The 17,327-nt window shown below is 52.6% G+C and carries 14 protein-coding genes; 8 read left to right on the top strand and 6 right to left on the bottom strand.

Going from position 1 to position 17,327, the window contains the following annotated elements:
- The first annotated feature begins 39 nt into the window (after positions 1-39).
- Positions 40-3,855, top strand: coding sequence for an AsmA2 domain-containing protein YhdP (yhdP, locus tag WC1_RS03605; protein WP_016151067.1), 3,816 nt, complete (start codon positions 40-42; stop codon positions 3,853-3,855).
- A 161-nt stretch (positions 3,856-4,016) separates the two neighbouring features.
- Positions 4,017-5,462 (top strand): metalloprotease TldD, encoded by a 1,446-nt coding sequence (gene tldD, locus WC1_RS03610; protein ID WP_003025183.1) that lies wholly within the window; start codon positions 4,017-4,019, stop codon positions 5,460-5,462.
- Between the two features lie 86 nt (positions 5,463-5,548).
- Here the strand turns inward: tldD and aaeR are convergent, their stop codons facing one another.
- Entirely contained in the window at positions 5,549-6,478 is a 930-nt protein-coding gene (gene aaeR / locus WC1_RS03615) for an HTH-type transcriptional activator AaeR (RefSeq protein WP_003839896.1), read from the bottom strand.
- A gap of 184 nt (positions 6,479-6,662) precedes the next feature.
- Here aaeR and aaeX point away from each other — a divergent pair, with 184 nt between their 5' ends.
- The 4 genes from aaeX (at position 6,663) to WC1_RS03635 (ending at position 10,177) form a co-directional block, all read left to right on the top strand.
- Complete coding sequence (gene aaeX / locus WC1_RS03620) at positions 6,663-6,866, top strand: p-hydroxybenzoic acid efflux pump operon protein AaeX (RefSeq protein ID WP_003025177.1); 204 nt, start codon at positions 6,663-6,665, stop codon at positions 6,864-6,866.
- 7 nt (positions 6,867-6,873) lie between these two features.
- Positions 6,874-7,806 carry a p-hydroxybenzoic acid efflux pump subunit AaeA gene (aaeA, locus tag WC1_RS03625; protein WP_003025174.1) on the top strand — a complete coding sequence of 311 codons (933 nt, stop codon included), beginning with the start codon at positions 6,874-6,876 and terminating at the stop codon, positions 7,804-7,806.
- Positions 7,807-7,811: 5 nt separating this feature from the next.
- Positions 7,812-9,779 (top strand): p-hydroxybenzoic acid efflux pump subunit AaeB, encoded by a 1,968-nt coding sequence (aaeB, locus tag WC1_RS03630; protein WP_003025171.1) that lies wholly within the window; start codon positions 7,812-7,814, stop codon positions 9,777-9,779.
- Positions 9,780-9,898: 119 nt separating this feature from the next.
- Positions 9,899-10,177 (top strand): barstar family protein, encoded by a 279-nt coding sequence (locus WC1_RS03635; RefSeq protein ID WP_003025168.1) that lies wholly within the window; start codon positions 9,899-9,901, stop codon positions 10,175-10,177.
- A 57-nt stretch (positions 10,178-10,234) separates the two neighbouring features.
- On the opposite strand, the gene yhcN is transcribed toward WC1_RS03635, so the two are convergent.
- Positions 10,235-10,501 carry a peroxide/acid stress response protein YhcN gene (gene yhcN, locus WC1_RS03640; RefSeq protein ID WP_003025165.1) on the bottom strand — a complete coding sequence of 89 codons (267 nt, stop codon included), beginning with the start codon at positions 10,499-10,501 and terminating at the stop codon, positions 10,235-10,237.
- Between the two features lie 376 nt (positions 10,502-10,877).
- Entirely contained in the window at positions 10,878-11,348 is a 471-nt protein-coding gene (argR, locus tag WC1_RS03645; protein WP_003025162.1) for a transcriptional regulator ArgR, read from the bottom strand.
- 436 nt (positions 11,349-11,784) lie between these two features.
- Between argR and mdh the strand changes: the two genes are divergently transcribed.
- Positions 11,785-12,720 (top strand): malate dehydrogenase, encoded by a 936-nt coding sequence (gene mdh / locus WC1_RS03650; protein ID WP_003025158.1) that lies wholly within the window; start codon positions 11,785-11,787, stop codon positions 12,718-12,720.
- Positions 12,721-12,776: 56 nt separating this feature from the next.
- On the opposite strand, the gene degS is transcribed toward mdh, so the two are convergent.
- The 3 genes from degS to zapG all read right to left on the bottom strand — a co-directional run bounded on the left by degS (position 12,777) and on the right by zapG (position 15,868).
- A complete protein-coding gene (gene degS / locus WC1_RS03655) occupies positions 12,777-13,844 on the bottom strand; it encodes an outer membrane-stress sensor serine endopeptidase DegS (RefSeq protein ID WP_003025154.1) in 1,068 nt (355 codons plus the stop codon).
- A gap of 89 nt (positions 13,845-13,933) precedes the next feature.
- Complete coding sequence (gene degQ, locus WC1_RS03660) at positions 13,934-15,301, bottom strand: serine endoprotease DegQ (protein WP_003025151.1); 1,368 nt, start codon at positions 15,299-15,301, stop codon at positions 13,934-13,936.
- Between the two features lie 168 nt (positions 15,302-15,469).
- Positions 15,470-15,868: a Z-ring associated protein ZapG gene (gene zapG / locus WC1_RS03665; protein ID WP_003025147.1), complete on the bottom strand. Its 399-nt coding sequence runs from the start codon at positions 15,866-15,868 to the stop codon at positions 15,470-15,472.
- Positions 15,869-16,060: 192 nt separating this feature from the next.
- Between zapG and zapE the strand changes: the two genes are divergently transcribed.
- Complete coding sequence (gene zapE / locus WC1_RS03670) at positions 16,061-17,188, top strand: cell division protein ZapE (RefSeq protein ID WP_003025144.1); 1,128 nt, start codon at positions 16,061-16,063, stop codon at positions 17,186-17,188.
- Positions 17,189-17,327: the final 139 nt, after the last annotated feature.

Raw genomic sequence — 17,327 nt, 5'->3', positions numbered from 1 at the left:
GGGTGTGAGTCATATTTTTTGGTAGACAAGGAGAGGTGCGTGAGGCGATTGCCGGGGATATTACTGCTCACTGGAGCCGCATTCGTTGTCATCGCAGCGCTGCTGGTCAGTGGACTGCGCCTTGCGTTACCTCATCTTGATAGCTGGCGTCCAGCCATTCTTGGCAAGATTGAATCCGCTACAGGTCTACCTGTTTCCGCCAGTCAGCTTTCTGCCAGCTGGCAAAATTTCGGTCCTACGCTTGAAGCGCGTAATATCCATGCGCAGCTAAAAGATGGGGGAGAATTTTCGGTAAAACGCGTCACGCTGGCGCTGGATGTCTGGCAAAGTTTGCTGCACATGCGTTGGCAGTTTCGCGATCTCACCTTTTGGCAACTGCAGTTGCGCACCAATACTCCTATCCAGCGTAGTGAAGGCGGAGATGGAATTGAAACCGACCATCTCAGCAATCTCTTCCTGCGTCAGTTTGATCATTTCGATCTACGCGACAGTCATATCAGCTTTATAACCCTCTCAGGTCAACGTGCTGAACTGGCGATCCCACAGCTTACCTGGCTGAACGGTAAAAATCGGCATCGCGCCGAGGGTCAGGTCAGCCTCTCCAGCCTGACCGGACAGCACGGCGTTATGCAGGTGCGTATGGATCTGCGTGATGACGAAGGGCTGTTGAATAACGGTCGGGTCTGGCTGCAGGCAGACGACATCGACGTCAAACCATGGCTGGGCAAATGGATGCAGGATAATGTCGCCCTGCAAACCGCGCGTTTTAGCCTGGAAGCATGGATGACGATCAGTAAAGGCGTCGTTTCTGGTGGCGATGTCTGGCTGAAAAAAGGTGGAGCAAGTTGGCTGGGTGAAAATCGTACGCACACGCTCTCCGTCGATAATCTGACGGCGCACATCAGCCGTGAAGAGGCGGGCTGGCAATTCTCTATTCCCGATACTCGTATTACCATGGATGATAAACCCTGGCCGAGCGGTGCATTAACGCTGGCATGGATCCCTGAGCAGGAAGTCGGTGGCGAGAATAACAAACGCAGCGACGAGTTACGCATTCGCGCCAGCAATCTGGAACTGGCCGGGTTAGAAGGGCTACGTCCGATGGCGTCCAGGTTATCACCAGCGTTGGGTGATATCTGGCGGGCCACGCAGCCAAGTGGCAAGATCGATGTGTTGGCGCTGGATATCCCGTTACAGGCGACAGAAAAAACCCGCATCCTGTCATCGTGGACCAATCTGGCCTGGAAACAGTGGAAGTTGTTACCGGGGGCTGAGCATTTCTCCGGTACGCTTGCGGGCAGTGTTGAAAATGGGGCGCTCACCGCCTCCATGAAGCAAGCCAAAATGCCGTATGAAACTGTCTTCCGCGCGCCGCTGGAAATAGAGAACGGCGTGGCGACGCTAAGCTGGCTGAAAAATGATAAAGGTTTTCAGTTAGATGGGCGCAACATCGATGTTAAAGCGAAAGCGGTACGCGCGCGCGGTGGTTTTCGCTATCTGCAGCCAACTGGAGATGAACCGTGGTTAGGCATTCTGGCTGGCATTAGCACCGACGACGGCTCTCAGGCCTGGCGCTATTTCCCGGAAAACTTGATGGGCAAAGAGCTGGTTGACTACCTCAGCGGCGCTATTCAGGGCGGCGAAGCGGATAACGCCACGCTGGTGTATGGCGGTAACCCGCATCTGTTCCCGTATCTGCACAACGAAGGGCAATTTCAGGTTCTGGTGCCGCTACGTAACGCGAAATTTGCTTTCCAGCCCGACTGGCCTGCGCTAACCGATCTCAATATTGAACTGAACTTCATTAACGATGGTCTGTGGATGAAGACGGATAGCGTCAATTTAGGCGGCGTGAAGGCCAGTAACCTGACGGCTAATATTCCCGACTATGCTAAAGAAAAACTGCTGATTGACGCCGATATCAACGGGCCGGGCAAGGCGGTCGGACCTTATTTTGATGAGACGCCGCTTAAGGACTCCCTCGGCGCCACGCTTGAGCAGTTGCAGATTGACGGCGATGTGAATGCTCGCTTACATCTGGATATTCCGCTAGACGGCTCGCTGGTTACCGCCAAAGGCGATGTCAACCTGCGTAATAACAGCCTGTTTATTAAACCGCTCGACAGCACGCTGAAGAATTTGAATGGTAAATTCAGCTTTATCAACGGCGATCTGAAGAGCGAGCCGATGACGGCGAACTGGTTTAATCAGCCGCTGAACGTCGACTTCTCCACCACCGAAGGGGCGAAAGCCTATCAGGTAGCCGTGAACCTGCAAGGCGACTGGCAGCCAACCCGCATGGGGATTTTACCAGCGCAGGTCAACGATGCCTTAAGCGGCAGCATGGCGTGGAATGGCAAGGTGGGTATCGATCTTCCGTATCATGCCGGACCGACCTACGACATTGAGCTAAAAGGCGACCTGAAGAATGTAAGTAGTCACTTACCTGCTCCGCTGAATAAGGCAGCCGGTGAGGCGTTACCGGTGAACGTTAAGGCCAACGGCAATCTGCGCAGTTTTGAACTGACCGGCAACGCGGGCAGTAAGAACCACTTTAACAGCCGCTGGCTGCTGAATCAGAAACTGACGCTTGACCGCGCAATCTGGACGTCGGAAAGCCGCACCGTGCCCGCGTTACCCGATCAGCAAGGTATTGAGCTTAACCTTCCCCCTATGGATGGCGCGCAATGGCTGGCGTTGTTCCAGAAAGGCGCAGCAGATAACGTTGGCACCAACGCCAACTTCCCGCAGCGCATCACGGTGCGTACGCCATCGTTATCCCTGGGCGGTCAGCAGTGGAATAACTTGAGTATCGTGTCTGAGCCTGCGAGCAATGGCTCCATCGTGCAGGCGCAGGGACGTGAAATAAATGCCACGCTGGCTATGCGCAATAATGCGCCGTGGCTGGCCAATATTAAGTATCTTTATTACAACCCCAGCGCGGCGAAAGCGTCGCCGACGAAAGCACCACTGAATAGTACTCCAGCCTCGCCGTTTTCCGCCGTGGACAACGTCAGCTTCCGCGGCTGGCCGGATGTTCAGTTACGCTGTGCCGAGTGCTGGATGTGGGGACAGAAATATGGGCGTATTGATGCCGATGTGGCGATTAAAGGCGACACGCTAACGCTGAGTAACGGTCTGTTGGATACAGGCTTTGCCAGACTGACCACCGATGGTGTGTGGGTGAACGCGCCGGGCAAAGAACGAACGTCACTGAAGGGTAAACTGAGCGGCAGTAAAATTGACTCCGCTGCCAGTTTCTTTGGCGTATCGACCCCGATTCGTAACTCTTCGTTCAACGTGGAGTATGACCTGCACTGGCGTAACCCGCCATGGGATCCAGATGAAGCTTCGCTGAATGGGATTTTGCGTACCCGGTTGGGCAAAGGTGAGCTTACTGAACTCAGCACTGGACATGCGGGGCAACTCTTGCGACTGCTGAGCTTTGATGCGTTGCTGCGTAAACTGCGTTTTGATTTTAGCGATACTTTCAGCGAAGGTTTCTATTTCGACTCGATTCGCAGCACGGCCTGGATCAAAGATGGCGTGATGCATACCGATGACACGCTGGTGGACGGTCTGGAGGCAGACATTGCGATGAAAGGCTCGGTGAACCTGGTGCGCCGGGAGCTGGATATGGAAGCCATTGTCGCGCCGGAAATTTCTGCCACCGTAGGCGTTGCCGCTGCGTTTGCTGTCAATCCAATTGTCGGCGCGGCGGTGTTTGCTGCCAGTAAGGTTCTGGGACCATTGTGGAGCAAAGTGTCGATTCTGCGCTATCGCATCACCGGTCCGGTCGATAAGCCGCAGATTAACGAAGTTCTGCGTCAGCCGCGCAAAGAAAGCCAGCAATAATTTGACGGGGGCGAGTAATTGCCCCAATCTCAACATAGATCCTCTACCGCAGTCCGTAGGCCGGATAAGGCGTTCACGCCGCCATCCGGCATTGAAGTGCCTGATGGCGACGCTGGCGCGTTTTATCAGGCCTACAACAGTAACTAATGAGTAGCAAAACGATGAGTCTGAACCTGGTAAGTGAACAATTGCTAGCGGCAAATGGCCTGAAACATCAGGATCTGTTTGCCATCCTGGGCCAACTGGCCGAACGCCGTCTTGATTACGGCGATCTCTATTTTCAGTCGAGCTATCACGAATCCTGGGTTTTAGAAGACCGCATCATTAAAGATGGTTCTTACAATATCGATCAGGGCGTTGGCGTGCGCGCCATCAGCGGCGAAAAAACAGGGTTTGCCTATGCAGACCAGATTAGCCTGCTGGCGCTGGAGCAGAGTGCTCATGCTGCCCGTACTATCGTGCGTGACAGCGGTGACGGCAAAGTAAAAACGCTGGGAGCTGTGGAGCATCAGGCGCTTTACACCTCGGTTGATCCCCTGCAGAGCATGAGCCGCGAAGAGAAACTGGATATTCTGCGCCGCGTAGACAGCGTGGCGCGTGCCGCCGACAAGCGCGTCCAGGAAGTAACCGCCAGCCTGACCGGTGTTTATGAACTGATCCTGGTAGCAGCGACCGACGGTACGCTGGCCGCTGACGTTCGCCCGCTGGTACGCCTGTCCGTAAGCGTACAGGTGGAAGAGGACGGTAAGCGCGAGCGCGGCGCCAGCGGTGGCGGCGGTCGTTTTGGCTATGACTATTTCCTGGGCGACCTTGATGGTGAAGTTCGTGCTGACGCATGGGCGAAAGAAGCCGTACGCATGGCGTTGGTTAATCTCTCTGCGGTAGCTGCGCCTGCTGGTACGCTGCCAGTAGTACTCGGCGCTGGCTGGCCTGGCGTTCTGCTGCATGAAGCGGTCGGTCATGGTCTGGAAGGCGACTTTAACCGCCGTGGTACCTCGGTATTCAGCGGTCACATGGGGGAGCTGGTAGCGTCAGAACTGTGCACCGTGGTGGATGACGGCACAATGGCGGACCGTCGTGGCTCTGTGGCTATTGATGATGAAGGCACGCCGGGTCAGTACAACGTGCTGATCGAAAACGGTATTCTGAAAGGCTACATGCAGGACAAACTGAATGCGCGCCTGATGGGCGTTGCGCCAACGGGTAACGGTCGCCGCGAATCTTACGCGCACCTGCCGATGCCACGTATGACCAACACCTATATGCTGCCGGGGAAATCTACGCCGCAGGAAATCATCGAATCCGTTGAATACGGTATTTATGCGCCTAACTTCGGCGGCGGCCAGGTGGATATCACCTCCGGAAAATTTGTGTTCTCTACGTCTGAAGCATATCTGATTGAAAACGGTAAAGTCACCAAACCGGTGAAAGGCGCGACGTTGATTGGCTCTGGTATCGAAGCGATGCAGCAGATTTCGATGGTGGGTAACGACCTGAAACTGGATAACGGGGTGGGCGTGTGCGGTAAAGAAGGGCAGAGCCTGCCGGTGGGCGTGGGCCAGCCGACGCTGAAGGTGGATAACCTGACCGTGGGTGGCACCGCATAACATCATGATGTATGCCCGATAAGCACCAGTGCCGTCGGGCATCTTTCCGGATGCGGCGTCAATGCCTTATCCGGCCTACACTTTTTTTATTTCTCTTTTCCCCGACCGTACATTCCCTGAAACAGCTGCGCTACATCGACAAAATAGTCTGTCAGATAGTTAATCACCACCTGCACCTTGAGCGGCAATTTGTCTTTTTCGGTATACAGCGCATAGACCGGACGCGGATCCGACTGGTAGCGGGGAAGCAGAATCTCCACTTCGCCACGATTGATCTCATTGATCACCCACATCAGCGGTACATAGGCAATGCCTGCGCCTGCGGCCAGCCAGCGCACCAATGTCATCGGATCGTTAGTCACAAAACGACCCTCTGGGATCAGGCGGGTGGAAATTCCTTCCGGAGCGATGAGCTCGAATTCATTATCCGGGCGTACGCTGTATTCCAGCCACGAGTGGTTGCTGAGATCGGCAGGTTTCTCCGGGGTGCCAAACTGTGCGAGATAGCTTTTCGCCGCGCAGACCACCATCGGCATAGCCCCCAAACGGCGTGAAAACAGGCTGGAGTCCTGCAACGCGCCGACGCGGATAACCACGTCCAGACCATCAGCGATTAAATCCGGGGCCGGGATGCCGGTCACCAGATTTACCGTCAATCCCGGATACTCTTTCAGCATCGTGGCGGTTAATCCGGCGAGGACATTTTGTGCCATAGTTGAAGAACAGCCAATGCGCAGAGTGCCGATGGGCGTGTTGTTAAAGGCATAGAGTTGCTCGTGAACATCCTGCGCTTCGTGCAGCATTCTCCGGCAGCCCTGATAATATATTTTACCGGCTTCAGTTAGCCCAATGCTACGCGTGCTGCGGTTTAGCAGCTTGACTTGTAGCTCATCTTCCAGTTTTGAGACCGTCTGGCTTATCGATGAAACGCTCATTTGTAGCTGTCTTGCGGCGGCAGTGAAGGAGCCCATTTCGACAACTTTGGCGAACACCGACATACGTTTTAATCGTTCCATTGTTCACTCTGGCTTAAAAGTGATTTAGATCACATAATATAGATAACAGCATAACAGTTACGTTAATATATTATTATTCAAATAACGGCTATGTCGCTCTCGCCTGGCTCATCCTTGCCCTTCTCTGCGGTGACATACGCTAGAAAATCTATCATCTGCACTCTCTTACGTTACCAAGGTCAACATGAGTCTGTTTCCCGTTATCGTGGTGTTTGGTCTGTCCTTCCCACCGATTTTTTTCGAATTACTTTTGTCACTGGCGATTTTCTGGCTGGTGCGTCGGGTGCTTGTTCCGACTGGCATCTATGATTTTGTCTGGCATCCGGCTCTGTTTAACACCGCGCTGTATTGCTGTCTGTTCTATTTAATAACGCGCCTGTTCGTTTGAGGTTGAAGTGAAAACACTAACAAGAAAACTCTCCCGCACGGCCATTACCGTGATACTGGTCATTCTGGCCTTCATCGCTATTTTTCGCGCATGGGTGTTCTACACCGAGTCGCCGTGGACGCGTGATGCGCGTTTCAGCGCCGATGTCGTCGCGATTGCGCCGGATGTTGCGGGCCTTATTACCAACGTTAACATCCATGATAACCAACTGGTGAAAAAGGATCAGATCCTGTTCACTATCGACCAGCCACGCTATAAGAAAGCCCTCGAGCAGGCCGAAGCTGACGTGGCCTATTATCAGGTACTGGCGCAGGAAAAACGCCAGGAGGCCGGTCGTCGTAACCGACTGGGCGTGCAGGCTATGTCTCGTGAAGAGATTGACCAATCAAACAACGTCCTGCAAACCGTATTACACCAGCTTGCGAAGGCGCAAGCGACCCGCGATCTGGCGAAATTAGATCTGGAACGTACCGTTATTCGCGCGCCAGCAGACGGCTGGGTGACTAACCTGAACGTTTATAGCGGCGAATTTATCACGCGCGGTTCCACGGCGGTGGCATTGGTCAAACAGCATTCTTTCTATGTGCTGGCGTATATGGAAGAAACCAAACTGGAAGGCGTCCGCCCTGGGTATCGCGCTGAAATCACCCCGCTTGGCAGTAATAATGTGCTGAAGGGCACGGTTGATAGTGTGGCGGCTGGCGTAACGAATGCCAGCAGCACGCGGGACGCCAAGGGTATGGCGACCATTGATTCCAATCTTGAATGGGTGCGCCTGGCGCAGCGTGTGCCGGTGCGAATTCGTCTTGATGAGCAGCAGGGAACCTTGTGGCCTGCCGGGACGACTGCGACCGTCGTCATTACCGGCAAGCAGGATCGCGATGCCAGCCAGGAATCTTTCTTCCGTAAAATGGCGCACCGCCTGCGCGAGTTTGGTTAATCGCGATGGGTATTTTCTCCATTGCCAACCAGCATATCCGCTTTGCGGTAAAACTGGCCTGCGCGATTGTACTGGCGCTGTTCGTTGGCTTTCACTTCCAGCTTGAGACCCCGCGCTGGGCGGTGCTGACCGCGGCCATTGTGGCTGCAGGTCCGGCCTTTGCCGCTGGCGGAGAACCTTATTCAGGTGCTATCCGCTATCGAGGCATGTTGCGTATTGTCGGGACATTTATCGGCTGTATTGCCGCCCTGATCATTATCATCAGCATGATCCGCGCCCCGCTATTGATGATCCTGGTGTGTTGTATCTGGGCCGGTTTTTGTACCTGGATCTCGTCGTTAGTGAAGATTGAAAACTCTTATGCCTGGGGGCTTTCGGGCTATACGGCGCTGATCATCGTCATTACTATCCAGGCTGAACCGCTGCTGACGCCGCAATTTGCGCTCGAACGCTGTAGTGAAATTGTGATGGGTATTGTCTGTGCCATTGTTGCCGACCTGCTCTTTTCGCCCCGTTCGGTGAAACAGGAGATTGATGTCGAACTGGATAGCCTGCTGGTGGCGCAATATCAGCTTATGCAGCTGTGCATTAAGCATGGCGACAGTGAGGAAGTGGACAAAGCCTGGGGAGATTTAGTCCGGCGTACGGCGGCGCTGGAAGGCATGCGTAGTAACCTGAATATGGAGTCCTCGCGCTGGGTGCGGGCTAACCGCAGACTCAAGGCATTGAATACGCTGTCGCTTACGCTTATCACACAATCCTGCGAAACCTATCTTATTCAGAATACCCGACCAGAACTGATCACCGATACCTTCCGCGAGTTATTCGATACGCCGGTTGAAACGGTACAGGATGTCCATAAACAGCTGAAGCGGATGCGTCGGGTGATTGCATGGACCGGTGAACGTGACACACCTGTCACAATTTACACCTGGGCCGGGGCGGCAACGCGCTATCTGTTACTTAAACGTGGAGTTGTCAGCAACACCAAAATTAGCGCTATCGAAGAAGAGATCCTGCAAGGTGAACCGGTGGTGAAAGTGGAATCTGCCGAGCGTCACCATGCGATGGTTAACTTTTGGCGCACCACGCTTTCTTGTGTGCTGGGAACCTTATTCTGGCTGTGGACCGGCTGGACATCCGGCAGCGGCGCAATGGTGATGATTGCGGTCGTCACCTCGCTGGCAATGCGTTTGCCCAACCCGCGCATGGTGGCGATAGACTTTATCTACGGTACGTTGGCGGCGTTACCGCTCGGGGCACTCTATTTCCTGGTGATTATCCCTAATACGCAGCAAAGCATGTTGTTGCTGTGCCTGAGCCTGGCAGTGCTGGGATTCTTTCTGGGGATTGAAGTACAGAAACGACGGCTGGGTTCGATGGGGGCGCTGGCCAGCACCATTAATATCATCGTGCTGGATAACCCGATGACCTTCCACTTTAGCCAGTTCCTGGACAGTGCGCTGGGGCAGATTGTTGGCTGCATGTTGGCGTTTATCGTCATTCTGCTGGTGCGTGATAACTCTCGTGACAGAACGGGTCGTGTGTTGCTCAACCAGTTTGTCTCGGCGGCGGTTTCAGCGATGACCACCAACGTGGTACGTCGTAAAGAAAACCACCTCCCGGCGCTTTATCAGCAGCTGTTTTTGCTGATGAACAAATTTCCGGGCGACCTGGCGAAGTTTCGCCTGGCGCTGACCATGATCATCGCACACCAGCGCCTGCGCGATGCGCCGGTACCGGTGAACGAGGATTTATCCGCATTCCACCGCCAGCTTCGCCGCACTGCCGATCGCGTGATTTCCGCAGGAAATGACGACAAGCGCCGACGCTACTTTAGCCAGTTGCTGGAAGAGCTTGAGATCTATCAGGAGAAATTAATCATCTGGCAAGCACCACCACAGGTGACCGAGCCGGTAAAACGACTCAGTGGGATGTTGCACAAATACCAGCATGCGCTGGTCAGTAATTAAGAGTTGAAAACCGACGCTAAAAGCGTCGGTTTTTTTATGGCTATACTTACCTGAAAATGCGAGAGACCCCTACATATTGGCGGTCTGTAGAGTGGCTGGCGTCGGGATGGTGGCTATAGATGAATATCTATACATTTGATTTTGACGAGATAGAAGACCAGGGTGATTTCTATCGTGAGTTTACGCGCACGTTCGGTCTCGCCAGGGAGAAGGTGGTTGATTTAGATTCTCTGTGGGAGGTGGTTATCGGGGAAGTTTTACCGTTGCCGCTGGAGATTGAATTTGTCCATTTACCGGACAAGCTGCGCAGGCGATACGGCGCGCTGATTTTACTGTTCGATGAAGCGGAAGAAGAGCTGGAAGGGCAGTTGCGTTTTAACGTTCGTCACTCAATGTAAGACATAAAAAAGCCCCCGGCAGGCGGGGGCAAGTCGTCGGACTTAGACGACGAGGGTTTATTTGTAGAGTTCTGCAGTAGCGTGCCAGTGAGCACCTTCACGGAGTTCGGTGACGCGATAGCTGCTGGCGCCTGCTTTTTCAGCCTTAGCGGCGATGGCCTGACGCATGTCCATTGGTGAACTACCGATCTGAGATACGGAGATGCTACCCATAGATTGCAGATTCTGTGCTTCTTGTGAGTTCACCTGAGTAACCGCGGCGCTTGCACCGAAGGAGAGAACAGAAAGAAGGCTTAAGGTTGCAATAGTAGTTTTGATTTTCATGATATTTACCTCGTCGAATTCTTTTATAGGGGTCTGCGTTTCGTGACCCTCATCACAAAATCAAGTATACACTAATAACCTTATAAATTAATACCACGCTAATTGTTTCCGTGGGTATTAAGTGTTAAGAAAAATATTTTTTATAACCAAATGGAATTAAAAAGAGCGTTTCGAACATTTTAAAAGAAATAAATTAAATAAAATCAATTGGATATGGTTTTTTGCAAAATGTGCGTTTTTAAGCCATCACATTCACTATGTGAATGGTTTTTGACGGTTAAACGCACCATTTGTTAAATGCATAGCAGTTAAAAATAGACGGAAGGGGGTGGAAAGAGAGTGTTTTCCCCCGCCGCGAGACGACGGGGAGGCGGTATTACAGTTCTTGTTCGAACAGTTCCAGAATGGCTTCGTACAGATCTTTTACCGTAAAACCCTTAGCTGGGGTGGTGAAGATGGTATCGTCACCGGCAATCGTACCCAGGATACCTTCCGCTTTCCCCAATGAGTCCAGCAGACGTGCAATCAACTGAGCAGCGCCAGGACTGGTATGAATAACCACGACCGCATCGTTATAGTCGATATCCAGCACCAGATTTTTCAGCGGACTGGAGGTTGTAGGCACGCCCAGTTCCGCCGGAAGGCAGTACACCATTTCCATTTTCGCATTGCGGGTACGCACGGCGCCAAATTTGGTCAGCATGCGTGAAACCTTGGACTGATTGATATTATCAAAGCCCTGATCCTGCAATGCGAGGACGATTTCGCCTTGAGAGCTGAACTTTTCTTCTTTAAGCAGCGCTTTAAACGCCTTTACTAATTCTTCTTGTTTTGCCGAGCTTCGCATAAGTCACCCGTAATATGGCGGTAGAAACAACATTATTGTGCATACAGATGAATTTTTATGCAAACAGTCTGCCTTGTTCAAGGCTGAAATAATGTTATGAAAGAGCGGAATTTTATCAAATTTCGTTATCAAGAAACATGCCTGTGTCACGGCTCGCAAATAAGGTTAAAAGTAAATTAAATGTTATCAAATTGATGTTGTTTTGAGAGGTGGGTAGGGTATATTGTCAGCACCTGTTGGAAAGTTGCTCTACTGTGCGGGTGGTTTTGAATTACGTAACTTAGGTTTTATTTTACGTAAGTTAAATGCATAAAAGCCAAATTTGCGTGACTACGCATTCTTGACGCGTGGTTGTTGTATTCGTTGGATTTGTGAATTAAGGTCGCCGCCGCGGAGCAATAGACACTTTGCTTATCAATATAATAAGGAGTTTAGGATGAAAGTTGCAGTCCTCGGCGCTGCTGGTGGTATCGGTCAGGCGCTAGCATTACTGTTAAAAACCCAACTGCCTTCAGGTTCAGAACTCTCCCTGTACGACATCGCTCCAGTAACGCCTGGTGTGGCCGTTGATTTGAGCCATATCCCTACTGCTGTGAAAATCAAAGGCTTCAGTGGCGAAGACGCTACCCCTGCACTGGAAGGTGCTGATGTAGTACTGATCTCCGCGGGCGTCGCACGTAAACCGGGTATGGATCGTTCCGACCTGTTCAACGTTAACGCCGGTATCGTGAAGAATCTGGTGCAGCAGGTTGCTAAAACCTGTCCGAAAGCATGTATCGGTATCATCACCAACCCGGTGAACACGACCGTTGCTATCGCTGCAGAAGTCCTGAAAAAAGCAGGCGTATACGATAAGAACAAACTGTTTGGCGTGACCACGCTGGACATCATCCGCTCCAACACCTTTGTTGCGGAACTGAAAGGCAAGCAGCCTGGCGACGTTGAAGTCCCGGTTATTGGCGGCCACTCTGGCGTGACCATTCTGCCGCTGCTGTCACAAATTCCTGGCGTAAGCTTCACCGAGCAAGAAGCAGCTGACCTGACCAAACGGATCCAGAATGCGGGTACTGAAGTTGTGGAAGCTAAAGCCGGTGGCGGATCTGCAACCCTGTCTATGGGTCAGGCCGCAGCGCGTTTCGGACTGTCACTGGTTCGCGCACTGAGCGGCGAAAAAGGTGTGGTTGAATGTGCTTACGTTGAAGGCGATGGCCAGTATGCTCGCTTCTTCTCTCAGCCGCTGCTGCTGGGTAAAAACGGCGTAGAAGAGCGTCAGTCTATCGGCAAGCTGAGCGCGTTTGAACAAGCTGCGCTGGAAGGTATGCTGGATACGCTGAAGAAAGATATCACTCTGGGCGAAGAGTTCGTTAAGTAACGAACTGCCCAAAAGTAAAAAACCGGAGCACTTGCTCCGGTTTTTTTATATCCGTATTAGTTGGTCGCCGGATATTCCTGAATCGTGACCTGTAGCGTCAACTGCTTGTCATCTCGCATCACGACCACGGAGATAACTGAACCTGGTCGAATCTCTGCCACCTGGTCCATCGTTTCCAGTGCAGATACCGCCGGTTTGTTATTGACCGAGATAATCAGATCGTTAACCTGAATACCTGCCTGCGCTGCCGGACCGTCCGGGGCTACTTCGTTAACCACAATCCCCTGAATTTGATCCATCCCGCCGCCCTGGGCGTGCAGTGGCGCAATTTCTCGGCCGCTGATGCCGATATAGCCGCGAATCACGCGCCCGTCACGAATCAGCTTATCCATGATTTTGGTTGCCAGTTGAAAAGGAATAGCAAAGCCGATCCCTTCCGGGGTTTCGCCATCGTTGCTCTTATCAAATGACAGGGTGTTAATACCCATCAACTCACCCAGCGAGTTAACCAGCGCGCCGCCGGAGTTACCGTGGTTGATGGAGGCATCGGTTTGCAGGAAGTTTTGCCGCCCCGTCGGGTTCAGGCCAATACGACCGGTGGCACTGATAATCCCCTGGGTGATGGTTTGCCCGAGGTTGTACGGGTTACCGATGGCGAGTACCACGTCACCAATGTGCGGCACGCGTTTGTTATTAATTGGAATTGTCGGCAGTCCACCAGTGGCGTTGATTTTCAGCACCGCAAGGTCGGTTAACGTATCAGACCCCACAAGCAGCGCTTCAAATACGCGACCGTCCTGCAATGCGACGATGATTTGGTCGGCATCGTTAATGACGTGCTTATTGGTAATGATATAGCCGCGCTGATCCATGATAACGCCTGAGCCGAGCGTACGGATCTCAAGCTGGTTATGCGCTGTACTGTTCATACTGCGGTTATAAACGTTAACGACGGCAGGAGCTGCACGGCGAACCGCCGGGTTATAGCTGGCGGGCGTTTCATCTGCACTGTCGAACTGCGGTGCGGTAAGCGTATTAATTTTGCGCAGCGAGGGCATCGCGGCCAGCAGAATAGCGCCGACGATTAAACCAATCGCGACCGAACGTAAAAGCTTCACAAACATGATGGCGGCGTCATTAATAAAGGGAACGGCTGCAGCATATCACGAGTTTACCGGACATCACACGAGGGGCTGATGTCCGGTTGCATGCGTTAACGCAGGAGCAGGTAAATACTCTCGTTACCGCGCACCACCTGCAGGGCAATGATCGACGGTTTCGCTTCCAGCACTTTACGCATTTCAGCGATCGAGTTTACGCGATCGCGGTTAACGCCAATAATAACGTCATCTTTATGCAGTCCGGCCTGTGCGGCAGGGCTACTTTTTTCAACGTTATCAATTCTGATGCCTTTGGTACCGTCTTTTAACTGACCGTCGCTGAGCGTGGCCCCTTGCAACGCAGGCGCAATCATCTCTGCGCTGGCGGACGATGATGTGCTGGTATCGAGGGTGACTTCAACCTCCAGCGGTTTACCGTTACGTAGCAGGCCCAGTTTGACTTTGGTCCCTGGTTCGGTTGTCGCAATACGTGAACGAAGTTCGGCGAAGCTGTTAAGCGGTTTACCGTTGAGACTGGTAATGACGTCACCTGATTTCACCCCCGCTTTTGCGGAGCCGGAGTTAGGCAGAACCTCACTGACAAACGCGCCACGCTGTACGTCCAGTTTGAACGCTTTGGCGATATCGGAAGTCATCTCGGTGCCTTTGATGCCCAACAGACCGCGTTTGATTTCACCAAACTGCATCAACTGCTGTGCCAGCGTGCGCGCCATGTTGCTCGGGATTGCAAAACCAATACCGATGCTGCCGCCACCGGGGGCCAGAATCGCGGTGTTAATACCGATCAGCTCACCGTTGAGGTTAAGCAATGCGCCGCCGGAGTTACCGCGGTTGATAGAGGCGTCAGTCTGAATAAAGTTTTCCAGACCTTCCAGGTTCAACCCACTGCGACCCAAAGCCGATACAATCCCGGAGGTGGCTGTTTGACCCAAACCGAACGGGTTACCCACAGCCACCGCGAAATCACCCACGCGGAGTTTATCAGAGTCAGCAATGGCAATTTGCGTCAGGTTGCTGGGGTGTTGAATTTGTAGCAGTGCGATATCGCTCTGATCGTCGCTGCCAATAAGCTTTGCGTCGAACTCACGACCATCATTAAGCTGAACGCTGATTTTTTGCGCCTGATTAATAACGTGGTTATTGGTCAGGACGTAGCCTTTGGCGGCATCAATAATGACACCTGAACCCAGTCCTTCAAAAGGTTGGGAAGGTTGATCGGGAAGTTCATCACCAAAAAACTTTTTGAACTCTTCCGGGACTTTCTGCCCCTGAGTGGCGGTGCCTTCGACCCTTACACTCACCACGGCTGGCAACACTTTCTCCAGCATCGGGGCGAGGCTGGGGAGCGCAGCCTGACCGGGAACCTGGCCGGGAATCGACGCAACGGCCGGGAATGGCGCCGAGAGAGTTAACCCGACACTTAACGCTAATGCACTCAACAGCTGGGTTTGTTTTTTCATGGATCCTGCTCTCGTACCTTGAGTAAACGGAAGATGATTCAAAACAGTTTGATGTTATTGAATTTTCGGTTTGGTCACAATGAGGCTAACGACTAAATAATAGCTGGGACGGGAAGAGAAGCGGAGGGCGCAATTGCTGCGCCCAATAAATTTCTTAACGATGTGCGGTTAGTCGCGCTTTGCGCCACTACGCAGCAGGCCAGATGCCCCTTCAGAATAGTCACGTGGCATCTGAACCGGCGCCTGATCGTTGCCTGCTTCAGACTCTGCCAGACGATTACGGAACGGGTTGTTTTCCGGCGACATACCCGGCAGCAGGTTGCTGGAGCTTTTCGCCATGTGCTGGTAAATCTGACGATAATCGTCCGCCATGTTATCCAGCAATTCAGCGCTGCGGGCAAAGTGGCTCACCAGTTCTTCACGGTACTCTTCCAGCTCAGCTTTATTTTTTTCCAGTTCGTACTGCAATGCCTGCTGTTGGCGTAATTTCCGATTACCAAAACGCATGGCTACAGCACCAATAATGATACCGACGACTAACCCAATTAGCGCATATTCCCAGGTCATGAACATCTCCCGTTGTCTTGTGTTTCCGTAGGGTGTTGGCTTAAGGCTCCATGCCTGCGCCTGATTATGCCACTATAACCGCTAATCCCGTAGAAGTGGAATCCCGTGTTTATATCACGTAATGTAGAACGGCCTTTTTTTCGTCAACCGTGAGCGACGGCACATCGATTCTCAAGGAATAACAATAACATCATGCAAAGCCTTTCCCCGACATCGCGTTACCTGCAAGCCCTCAACGACGGCAGTCATCAGCCTGACAATGTACAACAAGAAGCCGTGAATCGACTGGAAACAATTTTCCAGGCACTTACGACGCCAGCGCGACCTGCGCCGCAGGAGAGCGGACTGATGGCGCGTTTTGGCAAATTGCTGGGCAAGCGTGAGTCGCCGATCAACACACCGGTGCGTGGTTTATATATGTGGGGCGGAGTTGGGCGCGGAAAAACCTGGCTGATGGATCTGTTCTACCATAGTCTGCCGGGCGAACGTAAACAGCGTTTGCACTTTCATCGTTTTATGCTGCGTGTGCATGAAGAGCTTACTGCCTTACAGGGGCAGAGCGATCCGCTGGAAATCATCGCCGATCGCTTTAAGGCCGAAACGGACGTGCTGTGCTTTGACGAATTTTTTGTTTCTGATATTACCGACGCCATGCTACTCGGCGGCCTGATGAAGGCTCTGTTTGCCCGTGGCATTACGCTGGTGGCGACCTCCAATATTCCGCCAGATGAGCTGTATCGCAACGGTTTACAACGCGCGCGTTTTCTTCCTGCCATTGATGCTATCAAACAGCATTGCGACATCATGAATGTTGATGCTGGCGTCGATTATCGTCTGCGCACCTTAACGCAGGCGCATTTGTGGCTGTCGCCACTGAATGAGGAAACCCGCCAACAGATGGATAAACTCTGGCTGGCATTAGCGGGAACCAAAGGTGAACATGCGCCGACGCTGGAGATCAATCATCGTCCGATGCAGACGCTGGCCGTCGAAAACCAAACGCTGGCGGTGTCATTTACCACGCTCTGTGTCGATGCGCGTAGCCAGCATGACTACATTGCGCTGTCGCGTTTGTTTCACACGGTACTGTTGTCTGATGTGCCGGTCATGACCCCGCTGATGGAGAGTGAAGCGCGGCGCTTTATCGCATTGGTGGATGAGTTTTACGAACGCCACGTCAAGCTGGTGGTCAGCGCGGCATCGCCACTCTATGAAATTTATCAGGGCGAGCGTCTGAAGTTTGAATTTCAGCGCTGTTTGTCGCGTTTGCAGGAGATGCAAAGCGAAGAGTATCTGAAGCGGGAACATTTAGCCGGTTAAACCTGCCGCAAATCACATAAAGGGGTCGATCTTTGACCCTGACTTCTCTATAATCTTGCGACCCCACGTTACGAGAGAGTTTTTTTCCCAAAACTTTCTATGCGCCGGCATAGGCTATTCGAAGGGGTAGGTTTGCTGG

It is taken from the genome of Citrobacter sp. KTE30, assembly GCF_000398825.1.
GTDB classification, from domain to species: domain Bacteria; phylum Pseudomonadota; class Gammaproteobacteria; order Enterobacterales; family Enterobacteriaceae; genus Citrobacter; species Citrobacter freundii.
The sequence above is the reverse complement of the archived record's forward strand: the minus strand, read 5'-3'. Positions and strand labels throughout refer to the sequence as shown.

Excerpts from the sequence above, each read along its gene's own strand:
- tldD (WP_003025183.1), top strand. The coding sequence starts at position 4,017 with ATGAGTCTGAACCTGGTAAGTGAACAATTGCTAGCGGCAAATGGCCTG.
- aaeR (WP_003839896.1), bottom strand. The coding sequence starts at position 6,478 with ATGGAACGATTAAAACGTATGTCGGTGTTCGCCAAAGTTGTCGAAATG.
- aaeX (WP_003025177.1), top strand. The coding sequence starts at position 6,663 with ATGAGTCTGTTTCCCGTTATCGTGGTGTTTGGTCTGTCCTTCCCACCG.
- aaeB (WP_003025171.1), top strand. The coding sequence starts at position 7,812 with ATGGGTATTTTCTCCATTGCCAACCAGCATATCCGCTTTGCGGTAAAA.
- WC1_RS03635 (WP_003025168.1), top strand. The coding sequence starts at position 9,899 with ATGAATATCTATACATTTGATTTTGACGAGATAGAAGACCAGGGTGAT.
- yhcN (WP_003025165.1), bottom strand. The coding sequence starts at position 10,501 with ATGAAAATCAAAACTACTATTGCAACCTTAAGCCTTCTTTCTGTTCTC.
- argR (WP_003025162.1), bottom strand. The coding sequence starts at position 11,348 with ATGCGAAGCTCGGCAAAACAAGAAGAATTAGTAAAGGCGTTTAAAGCG.
- mdh (WP_003025158.1), top strand. The coding sequence starts at position 11,785 with ATGAAAGTTGCAGTCCTCGGCGCTGCTGGTGGTATCGGTCAGGCGCTA.
- degS (WP_003025154.1), bottom strand. The coding sequence starts at position 13,844 with ATGTTTGTGAAGCTTTTACGTTCGGTCGCGATTGGTTTAATCGTCGGC.
- degQ (WP_003025151.1), bottom strand. The coding sequence starts at position 15,301 with ATGAAAAAACAAACCCAGCTGTTGAGTGCATTAGCGTTAAGTGTCGGG.
- zapG (WP_003025147.1), bottom strand. The coding sequence starts at position 15,868 with ATGACCTGGGAATATGCGCTAATTGGGTTAGTCGTCGGTATCATTATT.
- zapE (WP_003025144.1), top strand. The coding sequence starts at position 16,061 with ATGCAAAGCCTTTCCCCGACATCGCGTTACCTGCAAGCCCTCAACGAC.